We start from the raw sequence: 20,756 nt of genomic DNA on the forward strand, positions 1-20,756 counted from the left end.
TGCTTGACATTCAAGCTCCTGGGATGTCTGTCATGCCCGGATCATCGGAAGTCGCGCGACTTGGCCGGGATACGCATGTCGAGTCGCTGCAACTGGTCGGCGTAGAGACTCAGGACCCCCTCGACATTCTCGACCACGCCGCGGATCAGCAGCGCCGAACTGGATCGTGCGACCCGCCGGTAGCGCGCCCACAGCCCCGGCGAGCACACCACGTTGACCATGCCGGTCTCGTCCTCGATGTTGAGGAACGTGACACCGCCCGCGGTCTGCGGCCGTTGTCGGTGGGTGACCGCGCCCCCGAGCAGAACCCGCGTCCCGTTGTCCACTTTGGACAACTCGGCCGCGGTGAGGGCGCCCAGGCGGATCAGACGTTCGCGGATGAACTGGGTCGGGAAGCTGTCCGGCGACAGGCCCGTGGCCCAGACGTCGGCGACGGCGAGTTCGAGGTCGTCCATCCCGGGTAGTTCCGGGGCGTTCACGCCGACCGCGGTGCCCGGCAGGCGATCCGGCCGTTCGGCGGCCGCCGCGCCCGCCGCCCACAGGGCCTCGCGGCGGAGCAGGCCGAAGCAGCCGAACGCGCCCGCGGTCGACAGCGCTTCCACCTGGGGTCGGGTGAGCTGGACGCGGCGGGCCAAGTCGACCATGTCCAGGTATGGGCCCTTGCCTCGTTCGGTGACGATGCGTTCGGCCAGGTCGTCGCCGATCAGGCGAACAGTGCCGAGACCCAGGCGAACGGCCTGCTCATCGCTGTCCGGTTCAACCGGTTCGAGGGTGGCGTGCGCGAGGCCGGCGTTGATGTCCGGCCCGCGCACGGTGACCCCGTGCCGCCGCGCGTCGGCGACCAGGGACTGCGGCGAGTAGAAGCCCATCGGCTGCGCGCGCAGCAGGGCGGCGCAGAAGGCGGCCGGGTAGTACAGCTTGAACCAGGCGCTGGCGAACACCAGGTAGGCGAAGCTCAGGGCGTGGCTCTCCGGGAAGCCGAAGTTGGCGAACGCCAAGAGTTTCTCGTAGATGCGCGCGGACAGCGCCTCGTCGAGCCCGTTGCCCGCGGCACCGGCGTAGAACCGTTCGCGCAACCGCTCCATCCGCCGTGTGGACCGCTTGGCACCCATGGCGCGGCGCAGTTCGTCGGCCTCGGCGGGGCTGAAGTCGGCGACGTCGACCGCGATCTGCATGAGCTGCTCCTGGAAGAGCGGGACACCGAGCGTCTTGCGCAGCGCGTTCTCCAGCAGCGGGTGGTCGACGGTGGGCTCCTCCTTCTTGTTCTTGCGGCGGATGAAGGGATGCACCGACCCACCCTGGATCGGCCCCGGCCGGATGAGCGCGACCTCGACGACCAGGTCATAGAACTCCGTGGGGCGCAGGCGAGGCAGCGTGGCCATCTGGGCACGGCTCTCAACCTGGAAGACGCCGACCGAGTCGGCGCGGCAGAGCATCTCGTAGACCCGCTGGTCGGCGAGATTAAGCGCACCTATGTCGACTCGGACGCCGTGGTGCTCATCGACGAGGTCGACCACGTAGTGCAACGCGGACAACATGCCCAGGCCCAGGAGGTCGAACTTGACCAGTCCGACGGCGGCGCAGTCGTCCTTGTCCCACTGCAGCACCGTGCGTTTGGGCATCCGCGCGGGCTCGACCGGGCAGACCTCGCTGACCGGGCGGTCGCAGATGACCATGCCGCCGGAGTGGATTCCCAGGTGCCGCGGGAAGTTCTCCAACTGCCCGGCCAGTTCGAGCACGGCGGGCGGCACGTCGAGGTGGTTGTCGTCCAATGTGGACTGCAAAGGCCCCCAGCGGTCGATCTGCTTGCTCCAGGCGTCCTGCTGGCCGGGTGAGTAGCCCAGCGCCTTGGCCATGTCGCGCACGGTCGACTTGGCGCGATAGGTGATCACGTTCGCCACCTGCGCGGCGTGCCGCCGGTCGTACTTGTCGTAGACGAACTGGATGGCCTCCTCACGGCGGTCGGACTCGATGTCGAGGTCGATGTCGGGCGGGCCGTCCCGGGCCGGGGCCAGGAACCGCTCGAAGAGCAGCTCCCAGCGCACGGCGTCGACATTGGTGATCCCGAGCGCGAAGCAGACCGCCGAGTTCGCCGCGGAGCCGCGACCCTGACAGAAGATGTCGTTGTCGCGGCAGAACCTCACGATGTCCCAGACGACGAGGAAGTAGCCCGGAAAGCCGAGTTCCTCGATGACCTGCAGTTCGTGGGCGAGTTGCGCGTAGGCCCGCGGGCTTTCGGCCGACGAGCCGTACTTGGCCGCGGCGCCCTCGTAAGTCAGCTTCCGCAGGAAGGTGACCTCGGTGTGGCCGTCGGGCACGCCGAACGGCGGCAGCTTCGGCGCGACCAGGTGCAGGTCGAACGCGAGTTGCACGCCGAGCAGGGCGGCGCGCTGCACGGCGCCCGGGTAGCGGGCGAACCGGTCGGCCATCTCCTGCCCGGTCCGCAGGTGGGCGGTGGGCGAGGGCGGCAGCCAACCCGCCAGCTCGTCGAGGCTGCGCCGGGCCCGCACCGCCGCCATCGCCGCCGCGAGATGCCCCCTCGACGGGTGCGCGTAGTGCACGGCGTTCGTCGCGACGGTCGGCAGGCCGAGGTCGGCCGCCATGCCCGCGAGCAGGTCGTTGCGGTCGGTGTCGTCGGGCATGCCATGGTCGGTCAGTTCGACGAAGACGCGGTCGGGTCCGTACGCCGCGGACAGGAGCCGCAGCTGCTCGAACGCGGCCTGCGGCCCACCGCTGGCGAGCGCCAGCCGGACGCCGCCCTTGCGGCAGCCGGTGAGCACGACACAGTCATCGCGCGTCTCCTCGACGACCTCGAGCAGGTCGTACACCGGTTTGCCCTTCTCCTCACCGCGCAGGTGCGCGGCGGTGAGAACGCGGCACAGGCTGTGGTAGCCGGCCTGTTTGTCGGCGAGTAGGAGCAGATGTTCGCCTTCGGGGTCGGCGACACCGTTCTGCGGGGCGGTGAGGCCCAGGCTCAGCTCGGTGCCGAACACCGTGCGCATGCCCAGCTCTTTGGCGGCCTCGGCGAACCGGACCACGCCGTACATCCCGTCGTGGTCGGTCAGCGCGATCGCGTCGAGACCGAGGAGCGAGGCCGCCTCCACCAGCTCCTCCGGGTGGCTCGCGCCGTCGAGGAAGCTGAAGTTGGAATGGCAGTGCAGTTCCGCGTACGGCACCCGCGAGTCCCCATCGGCCTGATCGGTGACCCCGGGCGGCCCGACACCCATCGGGGGCACGTAGCGGTCGCGGCGGCGAGTCCAGCCCGGGCTGTCACCACCGTCGCCGACTTCCGGCGGCCTGCCGGAGAGGATGCGCTCGAGTTCCGACCACCGGACCGGCGGGTTGTTCCATCCCATCCGTCAGCCGGTCAGGGAGACAGGGATTCGGGCGAGCGGCGCGGCAGCGGGATCAGGTCGGTCAAGTCGATCCAGTCGGCTCCGTCGATGGCGGTGAGCGGGTCTTCGTCGTATCGCATCAGGCGTATATCCCTTCTACGGACCATCTTTTGTTCTCACGCACCAGGAGGAGCGCCTCCTGGCTGTCCTCTTCGGACTGTTCGGTCAACAGCACTTGCAGGCGGGCGCGCCTGCGGGCGGAATCCGGGTCCCACCAGCGTTCGTCCGCGGGCCACGGGCCGGCCCAGCCCACGACCGCGCGGGGACGCCCGCCGCCGTAGGCCACGCGGGCGGGCTCGCCGGTGAGGCGGAACCGGCCGGTCACCCCGATTTCGACTCCTGCCTCGTCGCACACCGACGCGGGCAGCGGGCGGACCGGGATGGCGGCGGGTGACGGTGCGGGTAATCGGCCCGGCCATGGGCGGTCTGGAGGTGTGGGCGGGACGCGCTCGTCACCCCACGGGACCAGGTGGACCTGGTCGGCGGGGCCCCGGCCGCCTGCGAGGACCGGGGTGAGGACGGCGTCGGGGCCGAGGAGACCCTGGACATGGACCATGGCGCGGGCGGCGCGTTCGGCTTGTTCGTCGTGGCCGCCCTGCCAGAGGCCGAGTTGAAGGGTGCGGCCGTCGACCAGTTCCTCTGGTTCGAGGCGCAGGACCGTGATGCCCGCCGAAGGACGCCCCGCGCCGCCGCGCAGCCAGCCGTCGAGCTGCCAGCGGACGCGGTCGGCGATGCCGGACGCGGTGAGCGGGTCGGCGCAGCGCCACACGCGGCCACGGGTCTCGCCGTTGGCGGTGCTCGCGTGGATGCCCAGGCGAGTGCAGGCGAGACCGTGCGCGGCCAAGCAGGCGTGGAGGCGCTCGCCAAGCGTGCGGGCGACGAACGCGGCGGCGTCGACCCGGTCGATGGGCGGGTCGGGGTTGTGGGTGACGGACAGGTCGACTGGCGGGCGTCTGCGGGCGGGCGGGCGTTCTTCCAGTCCGCTCGCCAGGCGGTGGGCGAGCTTGGCGTCGGCGCCGAACCGGGTGGAGACATCGCCGGGGTCCAGGGCGGCGAACGCGCCGAGGGTGCGGATGCCGAGTCTGCGCAGCAGGTCGACCAGGTCCGGTCTGCCTGATTCGAGTTCGCGGATGGTCAGCGGGGCAAGGAATTCGGGGCTCCCGCCTGGCGGGACGAGTCGGTTTCGATGGGCGGCCAGGGTGGCGGCGAAGAGGCCGTCGGCGAGGCCGATCTGACATTCGGCGCCGGTCCGGGCGGCGACCTGGTCGATGAGGCGTTCGGCGGCGGCCTCCTCGGAACCGAAGTAGCCCACGGGCCCGCGTGCGGGGACGGCGACGACTCCGGGCCGGATCACCTCGACGCCGACGGCCAACTCCTCGACCGCCATGGCCACCGGCTCGAACATCCGGGCGTCGCGGTCGACGTCGGCCAAGAAGACGACCAGGTCCGGGCAGCGGCTCTGTGCCTCCCGGCGGCGCATCGCCCGCTGGACGCCGTCGGCGCGGGCGCGGGCGTTGGCGGCGACGACGCGGTTGGCGGCGAAGACGGCGGCGGGGGTGTCGAGCGGCAGACCCGCGACCGTGCTCGCGGCGACGACTGGCCAGTCGGGACACCAGACGACGAGCAGGCGGGACATGGCTCTCCCCAGGGTTGATCGAAGGTGCTCATCGTGGGGAGACGATTCGCTTGACTCGAACATACGTTCGACACAGGGGGGTGTCAACCGGTCTTGCTCAGCTGTGGACAAGGGCCGCGAGGCGGCGTGAACGGAGTGCCTTGGAGGGCGAGTCGGGCGCGGACCGGCCGGGCGGCTGCCCCTCGGCCGCGGGCGTGAACCTCGACCAGGCGGGCGCGGAGGTGGCCGTGCCCGTCGCCGAGGCCGGACCAGCGGGCGCGGGTGCAGCGCAGCTCCAGATCGGCGCCCGGCCACGCCCCGAACGCGACGAGCGCGGTGCCACGGCTGCGCGCCCGCGCGGAGAGTCTGCGGGCCTGCGCGTCGGTGATCTTGGGGGTGGCGATGGCGACCACGTCGAAGCCGTCGAGCAGGGCGGCGGCGATGGTGACCACGTCGTTGCCGGGGTCGGACACGAGGGCGAGCCGGTCCATCGCGACACCGAGTTCGGCGGCGGCGAGGACACCGAGGTCGGGAACGCCGACGACCGCGGCCCAGGAACCGTTCGCGGTGGCCTCGGCGAGCAGGGTGAGCAGCAGCGCGACGGAGTCGCGGACAGCCACGGTGCCGCCGCGGCGGAGACCACCCCAGGGAAAGAGGGGCGCGAGGTCTTCACGGACAGGGAGGACGCGCGGCTCAGGAGGGCCATCGCGGTGGAGCGCTCGCTCGGACCATGCGAGGCGGACCGAGGAATCGAGGGCGACGACGCCTTCGGCGCCTCGACGCAGTGGCGCAGGACTCGGATCGCGTGGGCGGCTATTCCGCGCGTGGGTGGCGCCGGAGAAGGAGCGCACGTCGACGGCCGGTTCGCCTGCGCGGTCTTCGGGGTCGCCGAAGTCGAGGACGCCCTCGGTCGGATCGATCGGGGAGGAATCGAACGTGACGCCCTCGACCCGCTCGGTTCGCCGCGGGGATCGAGGATCCAGGACGGCCAAGGCGGCGCGGAGGTCGTCGGGGGTGAAGAGACTGGGGCGACCGCCTGGATCGAGGACAGAGTCGCCGAGGACAGAGTCGTCGAGGACAAGGCGGTCGAGGACGGGTTGATCCAGCGCACGGTGATCAAGGACCGGGTGATCGAGGGCAGGGTTGGCCAAAGTTTGGCGATCGAAGGTCGCGCAATCCCGGACCGATCGAGCCGCAGTGGGATCAGTCAGGGTGGGGCGATCCGGGGCGGAATGGACCAGAGCTGGGTGGTCCAGAGCCGCACGATCGCGGGCCGATCGAGCATGGACAGGGTCGGCCAGAGCTTGACGATCCAGAGCAGGATCGCCTAGGGCAGGGTGATCGAGGGCAGGGTCGCTGACCGCTTCCGGGTTCTTCCCCGCGCCGAAAGCAGCCAGCGACCGCACCGCTCACACCTCCCCGCGCCTGCTGCGCGTACCGCTCAGTTACGCGAGTGCCGTGGGGAGACGGCGGCGGGGCGAGTGGCCTCGACTCCGCCCACCCCGTTCGAACGTATGTTCGATACCGAAACCATACGAGCCCGGCGAAGCCCTGTCAACCGCTCCACACAAACACGTGTGGCCTGGCCAAAAGGCCAGGCCACACGGTTAGTTGCTTTGAACTACTCAGTGCGCGAAGTGTCGCGTCCCGGTCAGGTACACCGGCACCCCCGCGGCCTCCGCGACCGCGATGACCTCCGGGTCGCGGACCGAGCCGCCGGGCTGCACGATCGCGCGGACGCCTGCTTCGAGCAGGACCTCCAGGCCGTCGGGGAACGGGAAGAACGCGTCCGACGCGGCCACCGAACCGGTGGCCCGCTCGCCCGCGCGGGCCACCGCGAGGCGGGCCGCGTCGACTCGGTTGACCTGGCCCATGCCGACGCCGACCGTGGCGCCGTCGTTGGCCAGCAGGATGGCGTTGGACTTCACCGCGCGGCAGGCTCGCCACGCGAAGGCGAGGTCGGCGAGGGTGGCGTCGTCAACCGCGGCTCCCGTCGCCAGGGTCCACTTGGCCGGGTCGTCGCCGTCGGCGTCGATGGTGTCGACGGTCTGCACAAGCAACCCGCCCGACACCGGGCGCAGCTCGACGCCCCGGCGGGCAGGCTCCGCGGTCAGGATGCGGACGTTCTTCTTCCTGGTGAGCACCTCGACGGCGCCGTCGGCGTACGCGGGGGCCACCACGACCTCGGTGAAGACCTCGGCGATCTGCTCGGCCATGGCCACGCTGACCTCACGGTTGGCCGCGATGACGCCGCCGAACGCGCTCGACGGGTCGCAGGCGTGGGCCTTGCGGTGGGCCTCGGCGATGTCGATCTCGGCCACCGCGATGCCGCATGGGTTGGCGTGCTTGATGATCGCCACACACGGCGCCTCGTGGTCGTACGCGGCACGCCACGCCGCGTCGGCGTCGACGTAGTTGTTGTACGACATCTCCTTGCCGTGCAGCTGCGTGGCGGTCGCGAGGCCGCTCGAACCGTCGCCCTGGGTGTACAGCGCGGCCCGCTGGTGCGGGTTCTCGCCGTAGCGCAGGACGTTGGAGCGCTGCCAGGTGGCGCCGACCCAACCGGGGAAGCCCGAGCCCTCGTCGTCCGGCGACAGCACGCTGCCCATCCAGGACGCGACGGCGACGTCGTAGGACGCCGTGTGCCGGAAGGCCTCCAGCGCGAGCTTCTGCCGGTCGGCCAGGGTGAAGCCGCCCGCGTTGACCTCGGCGAGCACCCACTCGTACCGCGACGGGTCGACCACGACGGCCACGCTGCCGTGGTTCTTGGCCGACGCGCGGACCATGGCCGGGCCGCCGATATCGATCTGCTCGACGCACTCGTCGGCCGACGCGCCCGAGGCGACCGTCTTGGCGAACGGGTAGAGGTTGACCACGAGCAGGTCGAACGCGGCGATGCCGAGCTCTTCGAGCTGCGCGACGTGCGCCGGGTTGCGGGTGTCGGCGAGCAGACCCGCGTGCACGCGCGGGTGCAGGGTCTTGACCCGGCCGTCGAGCGACTCCGGGAAGCCGGTGACCTCCTCGACCGGGGTGACCGGCACACCGGCGTCGGCGAGGGTCTTCGCCGTGCCGCCGGTCGAGACGATCTCCACGCCCGCCGCGTGCAGACCGGTGGCCAGCTCCAGCAGGCCCGCCTTGTCCGACACGCCGATCAGCGCCCGGCGAACCGGCTTCCGCTGCTGCCCAGTCTCGGGATGCCCAGTCACGGGATGCTCACCTTTCGTCCGTCCACGGTGTATCCGTCGCGCGCCATCCTGGTGACCACGTCGACCAGGAGCCGTCGCTCCACCGTCTTGATCCGTTCATGCAGGGTGGCCGCGTCATCGCCGGGGGCCACGGGGACGGGCTCCTGGGCGATGATCGGGCCGGTGTCCACGCCGCCGTCGACCAGGTGGACCGTGCTTCCGGTGACCTGGACGCCGTAGGCGAGCGCGTCGTCGACCGCGTGCGCGCCGGGGAACGACGGCAACAGCGCGGGATGGGTGTTGATGACCCGGTGGGCGAAGCGGGTGAGGAACTCGGGCCCGAGGATCTTCATGAACCCGGCGGACACCACCAGATCCGGTTCATAGGCGGCGACGGCCTCGGTCAGAGCGAGATCCCAGGCCGCGCGGTCGGCGTGGTCGGCGACGCGGACGGAGAAGGTGGGGACGTTCGCGCGATCGGCGCGGGCCAGTCCCTCGATGCCTTTGCGGTCGGCGCCGACGGCGACGATCCGGGCGGGTATCCCGGCGTCATCGAGCAGGGCCTGCAACAGGGTGCCCGAACCCGACACCAGGACGACGATCCTGGCAGGCACTGCCGGCTGGAACTGGGAACTCAGCGTGGTCTCCTGCGGCACCGGAACGGGATAGGCCCAGCGTAGGCGGTCCGCAGTCGATCTTGTTCAGCGGCCCGCGGCTAGTCCGCCACCCCGGAATTTAATCTTGGGGGCACCAGGCGGGTGATGGAGCGGACTGGTGGGTGACCGTGGTTGGCTGTCGTCACGGTCCCCTTAGGTGGCGGCAGTAGTCGACTCGTTTGTGTCGGGGTTCTCATCCGGGGTGTCCTCGTCGACGTCTTCCTCGTCGACGTCTTCGTCGTCGGCGGACTCCTCTTCGGACTCCTCAGCCTGCTCCTCGACAACCTCTTCGACAGCTTCGTCGGTGGGCTCATCAGAGTCTTCGGGTTCCTCTTCCTCCGGGTCCTCGGGGTCGATGAGGCCCACGGGACCCTCGACGACCGGCCGCTCCCCCGCGAACCAGGCCACGAAGCCGCCGGGCACCGCGACCCAGCAGGCCAGGGCGAACGACACCAGCGCGGCCCGCAGGTCGAGCGGGTGGAACGGGCCGCCGCCGAGCGCGCCGCCCGCACTGCCCGCGAGCACCGCGAAGCTGAGCGCCACCACGACGGAGGCGACGGCGACCGACCGCAACCGGTCTTTAGGGGACTCCGCAACCGACCGCAGCACCCAGCCGACCAACGCGCCGATGGCGGCGGGCAGCAGGAACAGTGCGAGCCACCACGCCGCGGCCTGCTCGGGCAGCGCGCTGAGCAACGGCAGCGCGGGCACCGGGCCGCCGTCGAAGTCGAGCGGGGCGACCGACACCGCGCCCATCGAGAACCCGGGGCCCGCGATGAACGCGGTTCCCGCGATCACGGCGTTGGGCAGGTACCCGGCGGAGAGAAGCAGCATGCCGAGCGCGCTGCCGGGCCCGTCCACGGCGAACATCGTGTTCGCCGCGCCATAGGACATGGCGAGCCCGAACGTCACCACCAGCGAGCCCGCGGCGACCAGCGCGGCGACCGCCAGCAGCCCGGCCCGCAGCCCGGCCCAGGCGAAGTCGTCGACTCGTTCGGCGCACCAGTCCAGGGTCCCGGAGCGGCGCAGCAGGCCGACGTACGCGGCGAGTCCGGCGAGCAGGGCCGGGTAGTAGAACCCGGCCAGCGGGTCGACTACGACCGGACCGCCGCCGAGAACCACGGCGATGGTGAGACCGAAGGCGGCATGGGCCGCCACGACAGCCAGGATGACGTGCCCGGTCTCCCGCGGACCGACAGCGTCGACACGCTCGGCGGCGCCCGCGGCGGTGCGGGCCACCACCACCACCAGCAGCAGCGTCGGCAGCAGGGGCAGCACACCCAGCTCATGGCCCTGCACGATCAACGGGACCTGGTGGGCGGCAAGCCACCCGGGCAGCGCGGCGATGAGCACACCGACCGTGGAGAAGTGGGATCTGGAGGCGATCGCCGTGACCAGCGCCATCACCGCGGCTACGGCGGCGTACCCGGTGAGCAGCGGACCCAGAGCGGCTACGGCCAACACCCGGGCGCGCGCCACCGGTGTGATCCGGTCGGTCTCCAGCAGCGCCATGGCCCCACTGTGGCATTCGGGTGATGGCAGCCCCGGGGTGCCACGCCGCCGTCAACCGATCCGGTGAACACCTTCACACACGAACGGGGCGGCACCGTCGATGACGGTGCCGCCCCGTGGAGAACGTCGTGCTCAGCCCTGCTGCGGGTATCCGCCCGGCGGGGTGCCCGGCGCCTGGCCGAACTGTCCCGGCGGCGGCGCGAAGGTCTGCTGCTGCTGCTGCGGCTGCGGCTGCGGCTGCTGCGGCTGGAACGGCGCCTGCTGCTGGTGCTGCTGCTGGAACGGCGCGGACGGCGGGTTGTAGCCACCGGGCTGGCCGTAGGGGTTGGCCGGAGCGGGCTGCGGCGCTTTGATGATGCCGTTGTCGAAGAGGAACGCGGCCACTGCGGCACCGGCCTGCAGGATGCCGAAGATCAGCACCATGACGCCGCCCGCCTTGAGCGAGCCGTCGATCGAGAAGATCATGAACAGGTACGCCAGCACGACCGACAGGATGATCGCGGGCGGCGTGAGGCCAACCTTCTTGTCACCCGGCAGGATCACCGGCAGCGACAGCAGGCCGCCCAGGAACAGCAGGCCCGGGATCCAACCCGAGAACGCCTCGTAGAAGTTCACGCCCGAGCTGAGCGGAGCGAACCCGAGAAACAGGTTGAGCACGCCGAGACCCGCGACCGCGAGGTGCAGGATCTGTGCCAGTTCGAGCTTCGGGCCGGCCGGCGTGGGCGCGTAGCCCATCGTGGGCTGCTGCGGACCTTGACCCGGGTAACCACCCGGTGCCCCGCCTGGATAGGTCATCGCGTGCTCTCCTCAGCTAGCTCGACGCACAGAAACAATCTTTCAGCCAGCGAGACGCTAGCCCATTGCGGTGATCCGACGGACACCGGCAGGCGATGGTTCCCCATCGTGGAAACAACTTGAAAACAACAAGGGCCGGACGCGCGAACGCGTCCGGCCCCGTGATCTTCAGAAGATCAGGCTGTCAGTTCCCGGCCTGGAACAGCTCGCGAGCCAGGGCAGCGGTCTCGGACGGCGTCTTGCCGACCTTGACCCCGGCGGCCTCGAGGGCCTCCTTCTTCGCCTGCGCGGTGCCTGCCGAGCCGGACACGATCGCGCCCGCGTGCCCCATGGTCTTGCCCTCGGGCGCGGTGAAGCCAGCCACGTAGCCGACGACCGGCTTGGTGACGTTGTCCTTGATGTAGGCCGCGGCCCGCTCTTCGGCGTCGCCACCGATCTCGCCGATCATGACGATCAGCTCGGTCTCCGGGTCCTGCTCGAACGCCTCGAGGGCGTCGATGTGGGTGGTGCCGATGATCGGGTCGCCACCGATGCCGACCGCGGACGAGAAGCCGATGTCGCGCAGCTCGTACATCATCTGGTAGGTCAGGGTGCCGGACTTCGACACCAGACCGATCTTGCCCGGGCCGGTGATGTCGGCCGGGATGATGCCCGCGTTGGACTTTCCGGGGCTGATGAGGCCGGGGCAGTTCGGACCGATGATGCGTGTCCTCGGGGTCCGGGGTGCCCCCGGTGTCACAGGGCCCTCTCCCTTGGCCACCGCGTGCGCCCAGAAGTACGCGCTGTCGTGCACCGGGATGCCCTCGGTGATGACGACGGCCAGGTCGATGCCCGCGTCGATCGCCTCGATGACGGCGTCCTTGGCGAACTTCGGCGGAACGAAGATCACCGACACGTCGGCGCCGGTGGCCTCCATCGCCTCGGCGACGGTGGCGAAGACCGGCAGGGACACGCCCTCGATCTCGACCTTGGTGCCCGCCTTCTTCGGGTTGACACCGCCGACGATGTTCGTGCCGGACTTGAGCATGCGGCCCGTGTGCTTGGTGCCCTCGGAACCGGTCATGCCCTGGACGATGACCTTGCTCTGGTCAGTCAGGAAGATAGCCATTGTCAGACCCCCGCAGCCGCGAGTTCGGCGGCCTTGTCGGCAGCGTTGTCCATAGTGTCCACCACGGTCACGAGCGGGTGGTTGGCCTCGGCCAGGATGCGGCGGCCCTCGTCGACGTTGTTGCCGTCGAGGCGCACGACCAGCGGCTTGGTGGCCTCGTCACCGAGGATCTCCAGCGCCGCGACGATGCCGTTGGCGACCGCGTCACAGGCGGTGATGCCGCCGAAGACGTTGACGAACACCGACTTGACCGCCGGGTCGTTCAGGATGATGTGCAGGCCGTTCGCCATCACCTCGGCGGACGCGCCGCCGCCGATGTCGAGGAAGTTGGCGGGCTTGACGCCGTTGTGCTTCTCGCCCGCGTAGGCCACCACGTCCAGAGTGGACATGACCAGGCCCGCGCCGTTGCCGATGATGCCGACCTCGCCGTCGAGCTTGACGTAGTTGAGGTCCTTGGCCTTGGCCGCGGCCTCCAGCGGGTCCTCGGCCTCCTGGTCCACCAGGTCGGCGTGCGCCGGGTGGCGGAAGCCCGCGTTCTCGTCGAGGGTGACCTTGCCGTCGAGGGCGATGATCTTGTCCTGCGGGTCGCGGACCAGCGGGTTGACCTCGACCAGCGTGGCGTCCTCGCCGACGAAGGCTTCCCACAGCTTGACGATGACGTCGGCGGCCTGCTCGGCCACCACGGCGGGGATCTTGGCCGCTGCGACGATTTCCTGCGCCTTGGCCAGGTCGACGCCCTCGATGGCGTTGACCGGGATCTTGGCGAGGGCCTCGGGGCGCTCGACGGCGAGCTGCTCGATGTCCATGCCGCCCTCAGCCGACGCCATGGCGAGGAAGGTGCGGTTGGCGCGGTCGAGCAGGAACGAGAAGTAGTACTCCTCGGCGATGTCGGACGCGACCGTCACCAGCACCTTGCGGGTGATGTGGCCCTTGATGTCCAGGCCGAGGATGCCCTCGGCCTTGGCCTGGGCGTCGTCGGCGTTGTCGGCGAGCTTGACGCCGCCCGCCTTACCCCGGCCGCCGGTCTTGACCTGGGCCTTGATGACCACGGTCGAACCGAGCTCTTCCGCGATGGCGCGGGCCTTCTCGGGGGTGTCAGCCACGTCGCCCGGCAGCACCGGGACCCCGTGGGCGGCGAAAAGATCCTTCGCCTGGTACTCGTACAGGTCCACTCGACAGTCTCCTGACTACGGTGTCTTCGACGCGATGCTGTCAGACGTGAAGACCCTAGCGACCTGCGGATTGACCTGAAACTTCACACCCGGTGAAGTCTGTCACCAGAGGGTCACTATCACGGTGAGGTCTGTCACCACTTCGCCTTCGCGGCCCAAGTGAGCACGTCGATGTAGTCGTAAACCTCGATGTCGGAGGCGTTTCGCTCCTTGAGCCGCGCCGTGACCATGCCCACGTGGTCGTCGACCGCGATCGCGTCGGCGTCCTCTTGAATCGCGATGGTCACCACCTGATCGGGGCTCCCGTGGCCGGCGAAGACGACCTCGATCCCGCTGTCGCGGAGCAGCCGCGCCACGGCATGCAGGTCGGCTTCGCCGAACTCGGCCAGGACCACCCGGGCGGTCATCGGCGCGTTTTCACGGCGGGTCGCGCGATGGCGGCGATGAGGGCGGAGACGAGCAGCGCGGCCACGCAGGCCAGCGACAGCCAGGTGCCGGGGCCCGCGGTCGCCCGCTCCGCGCGGTCGGACGTGAGGGTGAACTCCAGCGCGTGGACCGCGACCAGCGCCGCGGCACCGGCGAGGAGCGCGCCGCCGCGTGGTGGGCGTGCGAACGCGGAGACGGTGATGACCGCGAGGACCACGATGACGCCGAGGAGCAGACCCCACGACGCCGGGCGGAAGTGCGACCAGATGCCGGGCGCGACGAAGCCGGTGGCTTTGAGGACGGGCAGGCCGAACGCGCCGATGGCGAACAGCGCCGCCGCGGCGAGGGGCGCGGCGAGGGTGAGGTTGGCCTGGCGCTGGGTGAGGTCGACGTCGTCGCGCTCGGCCACTCCGGCGAGCGCGGCGACGCAGGCGGCGGCGACCGCGAGCACGGCCGCGATCCCGCCGAGCCAGGCGCCGGGGCCCGCGCTGACGGCGTCGCTGGCGCTCATGGCGGTGAAGACGGCGTCGCTCGAACTGGCCGCGACCAGCGGTATCGCGATCACAGCGACCGCGAACGCGGGGCGGGTCGCGGCGGCGGCGCGCGCGAACAGGAGCGGCACAGCCAGCGCGAGCACGACGATCGCGGCGGGGACGAACAGCCTGCTGGAATAGGCGACGGGACGGTCGAGGCCGCCGGTGACCACGAGTTGGACGGAGGTCGCGGCGGCCAACGCGGCGGCGGCGGAGGCCAGGCCGAGGACTCCGGCGGCCAGGTGCAGGCGGCCGGTGTCGAGTTCGGTCGCGCGGTCCTCGGCGGGGTTCTCCTGGCGGTTGAGCAGCCAGACCGCGACGGTCAGGGCGACCAGCGCGGACAGGGCGATGACCGGGCCGGGGGCGAGGTGCAGGCGGTCGACGGCGGTGGCGGCCGCGAGCTGCGGGACGGTGAGGCCCGCGACGGCCGCTGTCACGCCGAGGACCACGCCGCGGGCGACCGGTGGGCGGGCCGACCCGGCGCCGAAGACCGCGCCTGCCGCGCCCGCGCCCGCGACGAGCAGGACACCGAAGCGGGCCAGCGGCGGGGCGTCGATCACGCTGCTGGCCAGGACGAAGGCGTTGTCCGAGCGGAACGGGGCGAGCAGCAGGCCGACGGCGGCGAGCAGCGCGGCGACGAGGGCGAGCACCAGGGAGGTGCCCTGCGCCTTGGTCGAGCGGTCGGCGGAGTGGTCGTCGAACTCGGCGGCGTAGGGCGAGCCGGGGACGGCGCCCGCGCGGCCGACCGCGAGGAGGCCCGCGAGCGCGACCGCGCCATGGCCCGCGAGCAGCACCCACAGGCCGGGGGCGGCGGTGAGGGGCGCGAGGACGGTCGGCACCAGGATCTCGGGGCGCGAGGTGAGCAGCGCGTCCACGGCGAACTGCGCGTCGAGGAGGGCGCGTCCGGGGGCGAGCATCGCGGAACCGACCAAGACGGCGGCCCCGGTGGCGGGGGCTTTGGCGGCGACGAAGCCGATCGCGAGCAGCGGCGGAACCGCGGCGAGCACGGCGAGGAGGGGCAGGGCGCCGAAACCGGCGTCGGGCGCGTCTTCCACCAGCCCCATGGCGGGCCCGGCGACGAGGAGTACAGCACCGGCAACCCCGAGGAAGAGCGCGACCCGGAGCCTGCCCGGCACGTCGGCCCAGCCGATGCGAACAACGGGAAGTGCGCCGTCGGCCTGGTCCGCGGGGCGGAGGAGCGACGTTCGAATCCGCGAGGTCATCGCGGGCAACGCTAGCAAGGCCTGCCGCATCCGACCGCTTCCGCGCTGCGGGAGCCACCTGATGGGAGGGATGCGGCGGCGGGCGTTGTGGGCGTGGGTGAGTTGGAAACCGAACAGGTGGGGCCGGGTCGGGCTGGTGAGCGGACGGGTCGGCAGGACTGCGGGCAGATGGCTCGGTGCTCGGCCCGGTCGGCCCGGTCGGCCCGGCGCGGCGCGGCCCGGCGCGGCCCGGCCCGGCGCAGCCCGGCTCGACCCGGCCCGGCGCAGCCCGGCTCGACCCGGCTCGACCCGGCTCGACCCGGCGCGGCCCGGCGCGGCTCGGCTCGACCCAAGTCCGCCGGTTCGGTTGGACGGGCGGGCTGGGACGGGCCGGGCTGGGCTGCGCCAGGTTGGGCGGGGCCGGTTGGGCTGGGCTTAGGTCGGTCTGAATTGATCTGGGCGCAGGCCGGCGTTGGCGCGCGGAGTCGAACGTGCCTGGTGGGTGCGGCGGGGTTGAGATGCGCCCCGAGGCGTGGACGCAGGCCACAGGCGGGTTGGGGGTGGAGCGACTGCCGGGGTTGGTGCGGTTGATGGCGGATTGTCGCGGCGGGTGGGGCCGATCGACTCTGCGCGGACCACCTAAATGGCCTATTGAAACGAGACCCAGGTCACACTAGAGGGCGTGAGGTGGGGTTAACTTTGGGTAGTAACCGCTGTACAGGAACTTCCGCCCCTCGCCACGGTTGGCAGACATCACGTGTGGATGTTGCCCATCCCGGTATCTCCCCGTTACTGTCCCCGAGTCCGTTGTCACAGTCCGATCACGAATGGACTGGGGCTGGCAACCTGCTCCACGCCACCCCATCCGGGTCCCCCGCCCGGAGTCCTCACCACCTAGCGCTCGTCCCCCGCGAGCCGGTGTCCGGATCTGACTCCCCGAAGGCGGAAGGCTAGCTTTGTCTCGACATCGCTCCACCGGCGGTGAACGCGAGTTCACCGTGCTCGACGAAGCGCTTGATCGCGCCCCTCGAGATCGCGGTGCGCACCGAATCGCTCCACCCTCGTCCGCGCTGCGCGGGCGGGTCGTCGTGGCCGCTGTGGCCGTCGGCGCCTTCGCCGCGGCCGCTGCGGGGCAGACCCTCCAATCCGCCGCCGGCTCGTCGAGCGACGACATCGTTCCGCTGGCAGGCACCCGCGACGCCGCCTCCCACATGGGTGGCATGGGTGGTGACGGGCCGATCGCGCCCGAGCTGCTGACGCTCGCGAAGACCTCCGACGGCACGCTCGAGGCCCAGAAGATGGCCTCCTCCGAGCGCGTCACCCAGGCCCGCAACGCGCGTGCCGCCGAGGTCCAGAAGCAGAAGGAGGAAGCGGCCCGCCCGAAGGCTTTCTCGCCTGCGTCCGGCCGCCTGACCTCCGGCTTCGGCGCCCGCTGGGGCACCACCCACTACGGCATCGACATCGCCAACCGCATCGGCACGCCGATCGTCTCGGTCGCCGACGGCACCGTGATCGAAGCGGGCAGCGCCAGCGGCTTCGGCCTCTGGGTCCGCGTCCAGCACTCCGACGGCACCGTCACGGTCTACGGCCACATCAACGACTACGTCGTACGCGAAGGCCAGCGGGTCAAGGCAGGCCAACTGATCGCCCACATGGGCAACCGCGGCCAGTCCACCGGTCCGCACCTGCACTTCGAGGTGTGGGACGCCAGCGGCCGCAAGATGAACCCGCTGCCCTGGCTGACCGCGCGCGGCATCAGGGTCTGAGGCACCCGAGCCCCAGCGAGCGTCATCGCCTGAGCACCACCCCGCCCTCCGGGTCGGCCCGCACGAAATAGGCGCTCGCGACGCGCCACACCGCGCACATCGAGCCACGCCGCCCAGGCGCCGGAAGGTGAGCCCGCCCGCACCCCGCACAGCGGGTGCGGGCCCCCGTGGGCCGATGGAGCCCGAGCACGCTGCGCCACGCCGCCGTGAGCCTGCGCAGTTCGCCGCCGACGACCGCGTGCTGCTTGGCGGCGAGGCGGTCGACCGCGTCGAGGTAGCGGCCCACCGCCTCGGCGAGAAGCCGGTGCAGCAGTTCGTCCATTCCCTGTTCCCCCCTGGTTGCGCCATGGGGATAGTGAACCGCAGGGGACCGACAATTTTCGAACATCAGTTCGAACGTGACTCGATCGAGTGACCGAGCGTCCCGCGGAGGCTTAGAGCTTCACCAAGGGGACGCTGCCGATCAGCATGAGGCGGATCGTTCCGGCGGTGCCGAAGTCGATCGTCGCCGTCGCGCGCGGGCCGGTGCCGTCGGTGGCGACGACGGTGCCCAGGCCGTACTTGTCGTGGTTGACCCGGTCGCCCACGTCCAACGTCAGGGCCGTGGTGTCCTGCCAGCCCTTGGACGGCGCCGGACGCAGCCCCGCGCGCCCGGTCCCGGTGGCCCGAGAGCCCCAGGTCGTGGCCCGGCTGGGGCTGGAGCGGTCGGGACCCATCCGCCGCCAGTCGATCAAGTCGGCGGGGATCTCGTCGAAGAACCGGGACGCCGGGTTGGTCATGGGCTGACCCCAGGCCGACCGGACGATCGCGCGGGACAGGTAGAGCCGTTCGCGAGCGCGGGTGATGCCCACGTACGCGAGGCGGCGTTCCTCGGCGAGTTCCGTGGGATCGCTCAACGCGCGCATGTGCGGGAAGATCCCGTCTTCCCAGCCCGTGGAGAACACCACGGGGTATTCCAAGCCCTTGGCGGTGTGCAGGGTCATCAGCGTGACCATGCCGCCGGACTCGTCGTCCGGGTCGGGGACCTGGTCGGCGTCGGCCACGAGGGACACACGCTCCAGGAAGGCGGCCAGGGAGCCCGCCTCCGGGCCCACCGTGGCGGAGTCGACCGCGTCGGGCGGCGGCTCGTCGGCGGGGGCCTCGGTGAACTCGCGGGCCACCGTCACCAACTCGGTGAGGTTCTCCAGTCGCGAGGCGTCCTGCGGGTCGTCGCTGGCTTCGAGTTCCGCGCGGTAGCCGGTCTGGTCGAGGACCGCGTCGAGGATCTCGGCGACATCCTGGCCGTCGTCGACGAAGCGGCGAAGGCCGTCGATCAGCTCGACGAAACCCGCGATCGCGCGCTGGGAGCGCGGGTTCAGCAGCGCCACCTTGCCCACGGCCGCGTCGTTCAGCGCGGCGGCGAAGGAGATGCGCTCGCGGTCGGCGTGGGTGGAGACACATGCCTCCGCGCGGTCGCCGATACCCCGCCGGGGGACGTTGAGGACTCGGCGGAGACTGACCGTGTCCTCCGGGTTCGCGAGAACCCTCAAGTACGCCAAGGCATCCCGGACTTCACGCCGCTCGTAGAAGCGGACGCCGCCGACGACCTTGTACGGCAGTCCCATCCGGATGAAGATCTCCTCGAACACCCGGGACTGGTTGTTCGTCCGGTAGAACACCGCCACGTCGCAGTTGTTCGCGATGCCCGCGTCGACCAGCTGGTCGATCTCGCGCGCGACGAACGACGCCTCGTCGTGCTCGTTGTCGCCGACATAGGCGACGATCTTCTCGCCGTCGCCGAGCGCGGTCCACAGCCGCTTGTCGCGCCGGTCCGGGTTGCGCGAGATGACCGCGTTGGCGGCGTTGAGGATGGTCTGGGTGGAACGGTAGTTCTGCTCCAGCATGACCGTCGTCGCGTTGGGATAGTCGCGCTCGAACTCGACGATGTTGCGGATGGTGGCGCCGCGGAAGGCGTAGATCGACTGGTCGGCGTCGCCGACGACGCACAGTTCGGCGGGCGGCAGGCCGTCGGTGCCGCGCCCGACCAGCTCGCGCACCAGCGTGTACTGGGCGTGGTTGGTGTCCTGGTACTCGTCGACAAGAACATGCCGGAAGCGCCGGTGGTAGTACTCGGCGACGTCCGGGAACCCCTGCAGCAGCTCGACCGTGCGCATGATCAGGTCGTCGAAGTCCATCGCGTTGGCCTGGCGCAGCCTGCTCTGGTACTCCACGTAGACCTCGGCGACGCGGCGCTCGAGGTCGTTGGCGGCCGCGGACGAAGCCTGCTCGGGCCCGATCAGCTCGTTCTTGAGGTTCGAGATGTGGATCGACAGCGTGCGCGCCGGGTAGCGCTTGGGGTCGAGGTCGATATCGCGCGCGACGAGCGTGATGAGGCGGCGCGAGTCGTCGGCGTCGTAGATGGAGAAGCTCGACGTCATGCCCAGCGTCTTGGCCTCACGACGCAGCACCCGCACGCACATCGAGTGGAACGTCGACACCCACATCGCGTTGGCCCGCCTGCCGACGAGGTCGGCGACGCGCTCCTTCATCTCGGCCGCGGCCTTGTTCGTGAAGGTGATCGCCATGACCTGGCCCGGGTGGACATTGCGTTCCCCGAGCAGGTACGCGATACGCCGGGTGAGCACCCTGGTCTTGCCGGAGCCCGCGCCCGCGACCACGAGCAGCGGGCTGCCGATGTGCTCGACGGCGCGCCGCTGCTGGTCGTTGAGGTCGTCGAGGAGCGCTGCGGAGCCGGACTGGCGGCGGGGCGCGGCGGGCTCGGTGGTGGGGAGGTCGAAGAGTGCTTCCATCGTGCGAGCAACGGTACCGGGGGCCACCGACTAAGACGAAAAGTGCCGATCCCACAAGCCGGACGCCGGGTCGACCGCGCGGCCACGGTGTGTCACACTCGATCCGTGCAGCGCCACTACGAGTTTTTTTACGGGATCCGGACTCCGGCTCCCGTTGTGGCATAGCACCTAAAACCACCACGAAGCCCCGGAGTCCTCGGACCCCGGGGCTTTGTGCGCTCGGGAGCTGAGAATCTCCGCCGAACCGCTGAGGATCACGATGTCCGAGAACACGGTCAAAGCCAGCATCGAGCTTCCCGCCCCCGAGGAAGTCGCCGAGCTGCGGAAAGAAATCGACGAGTTGGACCGCGAGATCCTGCGCCTGGTGAAGCGCCGGGCCGAGGTCTCGCAGACGATCGGCGCCGCGCGCATGGCCGCGGGCGGACCGCGCATCGTGGTCAACCGCGAGATGGACGTGGTCGCGCGCTACCGCGAACTCGGTCCCGCGGGCCGCACGCTGGCGATGGCGCTGCTCGACCTCGGCCGCGGCAGGTTGGGCCGGTCGTAGCCAGGTCGGGCCGGTAATAGATCAGGGGCCGCCTCCGGGCGATCCCTGAGTCGAA

The 20,756-nt window shown here is 70.8% G+C and carries 16 protein-coding genes; 3 read left to right on the forward strand and 13 right to left on the reverse strand.

Annotated features, from left to right (window positions below):
• Positions 1 to 41: 41 nt before the first annotated feature.
• From GPZ80_RS03505 to imuA', 3 genes are all read right to left on the reverse strand, one after another.
• On the reverse strand, positions 42 to 3,356 hold the full coding sequence (locus GPZ80_RS03505) for an error-prone DNA polymerase (protein WP_187218336.1): 3,315 nt from the start codon (positions 3,354 to 3,356) through the stop codon (positions 42 to 44).
• A 118-nt stretch (positions 3,357 to 3,474) separates the two neighbouring features.
• Positions 3,475 to 5,031 (reverse strand): DNA polymerase Y family protein, encoded by a 1,557-nt coding sequence (locus tag GPZ80_RS03510; protein WP_187218337.1) that lies wholly within the window; start codon positions 5,029 to 5,031, stop codon positions 3,475 to 3,477.
• Positions 5,032 to 5,114: 83 nt separating this feature from the next.
• The gene (gene imuA' / locus GPZ80_RS03515; protein WP_512699338.1) at positions 5,115 to 5,795 is read right to left on the reverse strand and encodes a DnaE2-dependent mutagenesis accessory factor ImuA'; all 681 of its coding nucleotides are present in this window, start codon (positions 5,793 to 5,795) and stop codon (positions 5,115 to 5,117) included.
• Here imuA' and GPZ80_RS03520 point away from each other — a divergent pair.
• On the forward strand, positions 5,721 to 6,341 hold the full coding sequence (locus tag GPZ80_RS03520; RefSeq protein ID WP_187218339.1) for a hypothetical protein: 621 nt from the start codon (positions 5,721 to 5,723) through the stop codon (positions 6,339 to 6,341). The genes imuA' and GPZ80_RS03520 overlap by 75 nt on opposite strands.
• A 294-nt stretch (positions 6,342 to 6,635) precedes the next feature.
• On the opposite strand, the gene purH is transcribed toward GPZ80_RS03520, so the two are convergent.
• The 8 genes from purH to GPZ80_RS03560 form a co-directional block, all read right to left on the reverse strand.
• A complete protein-coding gene (gene purH, locus GPZ80_RS03525) occupies positions 6,636 to 8,216 on the reverse strand; it encodes a bifunctional phosphoribosylaminoimidazolecarboxamide formyltransferase/IMP cyclohydrolase (protein ID WP_312880091.1) in 1,581 nt (526 codons plus the stop codon).
• Positions 8,213 to 8,851: a phosphoribosylglycinamide formyltransferase gene (gene purN, locus GPZ80_RS03530; RefSeq protein ID WP_312880092.1), complete on the reverse strand. Its 639-nt coding sequence runs from the start codon at positions 8,849 to 8,851 to the stop codon at positions 8,213 to 8,215. Before purN ends, purH begins: the two co-directional genes overlap by 4 nt.
• Positions 8,852 to 9,004: 153 nt before the next feature.
• Entirely contained in the window at positions 9,005 to 10,363 is a 1,359-nt protein-coding gene (locus tag GPZ80_RS03535) for a cell division protein PerM (RefSeq protein ID WP_187218340.1), read from the reverse strand.
• A 132-nt stretch (positions 10,364 to 10,495) separates the two neighbouring features.
• On the reverse strand, positions 10,496 to 11,158 hold the full coding sequence (locus GPZ80_RS03540; RefSeq protein ID WP_222718849.1) for a DUF5336 domain-containing protein: 663 nt from the start codon (positions 11,156 to 11,158) through the stop codon (positions 10,496 to 10,498).
• Between the two features lie 184 nt (positions 11,159 to 11,342).
• A complete protein-coding gene (gene sucD / locus GPZ80_RS03545) occupies positions 11,343 to 12,266 on the reverse strand; it encodes a succinate--CoA ligase subunit alpha (protein WP_187218341.1) in 924 nt (307 codons plus the stop codon).
• A gap of 2 nt (positions 12,267 to 12,268) precedes the next feature.
• Complete coding sequence (gene sucC / locus GPZ80_RS03550; RefSeq protein WP_187218342.1) at positions 12,269 to 13,438, reverse strand: ADP-forming succinate--CoA ligase subunit beta; 1,170 nt, start codon at positions 13,436 to 13,438, stop codon at positions 12,269 to 12,271.
• Between the two features lie 134 nt (positions 13,439 to 13,572).
• Positions 13,573 to 13,845: a hypothetical protein gene (locus tag GPZ80_RS03555; RefSeq protein ID WP_187218343.1), complete on the reverse strand. Its 273-nt coding sequence runs from the start codon at positions 13,843 to 13,845 to the stop codon at positions 13,573 to 13,575.
• Positions 13,842 to 15,620, reverse strand: a complete 1,779-nt coding sequence (locus GPZ80_RS03560) for a hypothetical protein (protein WP_187218344.1) — start codon at positions 15,618 to 15,620, stop codon at positions 13,842 to 13,844. The genes GPZ80_RS03555 and GPZ80_RS03560 overlap by 4 nt, the downstream gene beginning before the upstream one ends.
• A 1,067-nt stretch (positions 15,621 to 16,687) precedes the next feature.
• On the opposite strand from GPZ80_RS03560, the gene GPZ80_RS03565 reads away from it, so the two are divergent.
• On the forward strand, positions 16,688 to 17,365 hold the full coding sequence (locus GPZ80_RS03565) for a M23 family metallopeptidase (RefSeq protein ID WP_312880093.1): 678 nt from the start codon (positions 16,688 to 16,690) through the stop codon (positions 17,363 to 17,365).
• A gap of 22 nt (positions 17,366 to 17,387) precedes the next feature.
• On the opposite strand, the gene GPZ80_RS03570 is transcribed toward GPZ80_RS03565, so the two are convergent.
• Entirely contained in the window at positions 17,388 to 17,687 is a 300-nt protein-coding gene (locus GPZ80_RS03570; RefSeq protein WP_187218346.1) for a hypothetical protein, read from the reverse strand.
• Between the two features lie 112 nt (positions 17,688 to 17,799).
• Positions 17,800 to 20,154: a DNA helicase PcrA gene (gene pcrA, locus GPZ80_RS03575; protein WP_187218347.1), complete on the reverse strand. Its 2,355-nt coding sequence runs from the start codon at positions 20,152 to 20,154 to the stop codon at positions 17,800 to 17,802.
• A gap of 259 nt (positions 20,155 to 20,413) precedes the next feature.
• On the opposite strand from pcrA, the gene GPZ80_RS03580 reads away from it, so the two are divergent.
• A complete protein-coding gene (locus GPZ80_RS03580) occupies positions 20,414 to 20,701 on the forward strand; it encodes a chorismate mutase (RefSeq protein WP_187218348.1) in 288 nt (95 codons plus the stop codon).
• The last annotated feature ends 55 nt before the right edge of the window (positions 20,702 to 20,756 follow it).

Origin of the sequence: Actinokineospora xionganensis, from assembly GCF_014323725.1 — a bacterium.
Taxonomy (GTDB): Bacteria; Actinomycetota; Actinomycetes; order Mycobacteriales; family Pseudonocardiaceae; genus Actinokineospora; species Actinokineospora xionganensis.

Coding starts and splice junctions, on each gene's coding strand:
- GPZ80_RS03505 (WP_187218336.1), bottom strand. CDS start 3,356: ATGGGATGGAACAACCCGCCGGTCCGGTGGTCGGAACTCGAGCGCATC.
- GPZ80_RS03510 (WP_187218337.1), bottom strand. CDS start 5,031: ATGTCCCGCCTGCTCGTCGTCTGGTGTCCCGACTGGCCAGTCGTCGCC.
- GPZ80_RS03535 (WP_187218340.1), bottom strand. CDS start 10,363: ATGGCGCTGCTGGAGACCGACCGGATCACACCGGTGGCGCGCGCCCGG.
- GPZ80_RS03540 (WP_222718849.1), bottom strand. CDS start 11,158: ATGACCTATCCAGGCGGGGCACCGGGTGGTTACCCGGGTCAAGGTCCG.
- sucD (WP_187218341.1), bottom strand. CDS start 12,266: ATGGCTATCTTCCTGACTGACCAGAGCAAGGTCATCGTCCAGGGCATG.
- GPZ80_RS03555 (WP_187218343.1), bottom strand. CDS start 13,845: ATGACCGCCCGGGTGGTCCTGGCCGAGTTCGGCGAAGCCGACCTGCAT.
- GPZ80_RS03560 (WP_187218344.1), bottom strand. CDS start 15,620: ATGACCTCGCGGATTCGAACGTCGCTCCTCCGCCCCGCGGACCAGGCC.
- GPZ80_RS03570 (WP_187218346.1), bottom strand. CDS start 17,687: ATGGACGAACTGCTGCACCGGCTTCTCGCCGAGGCGGTGGGCCGCTAC.
- pcrA (WP_187218347.1), bottom strand. CDS start 20,154: ATGGAAGCACTCTTCGACCTCCCCACCACCGAGCCCGCCGCGCCCCGC.
- GPZ80_RS03580 (WP_187218348.1), top strand. CDS start 20,414: ATGTCCGAGAACACGGTCAAAGCCAGCATCGAGCTTCCCGCCCCCGAG.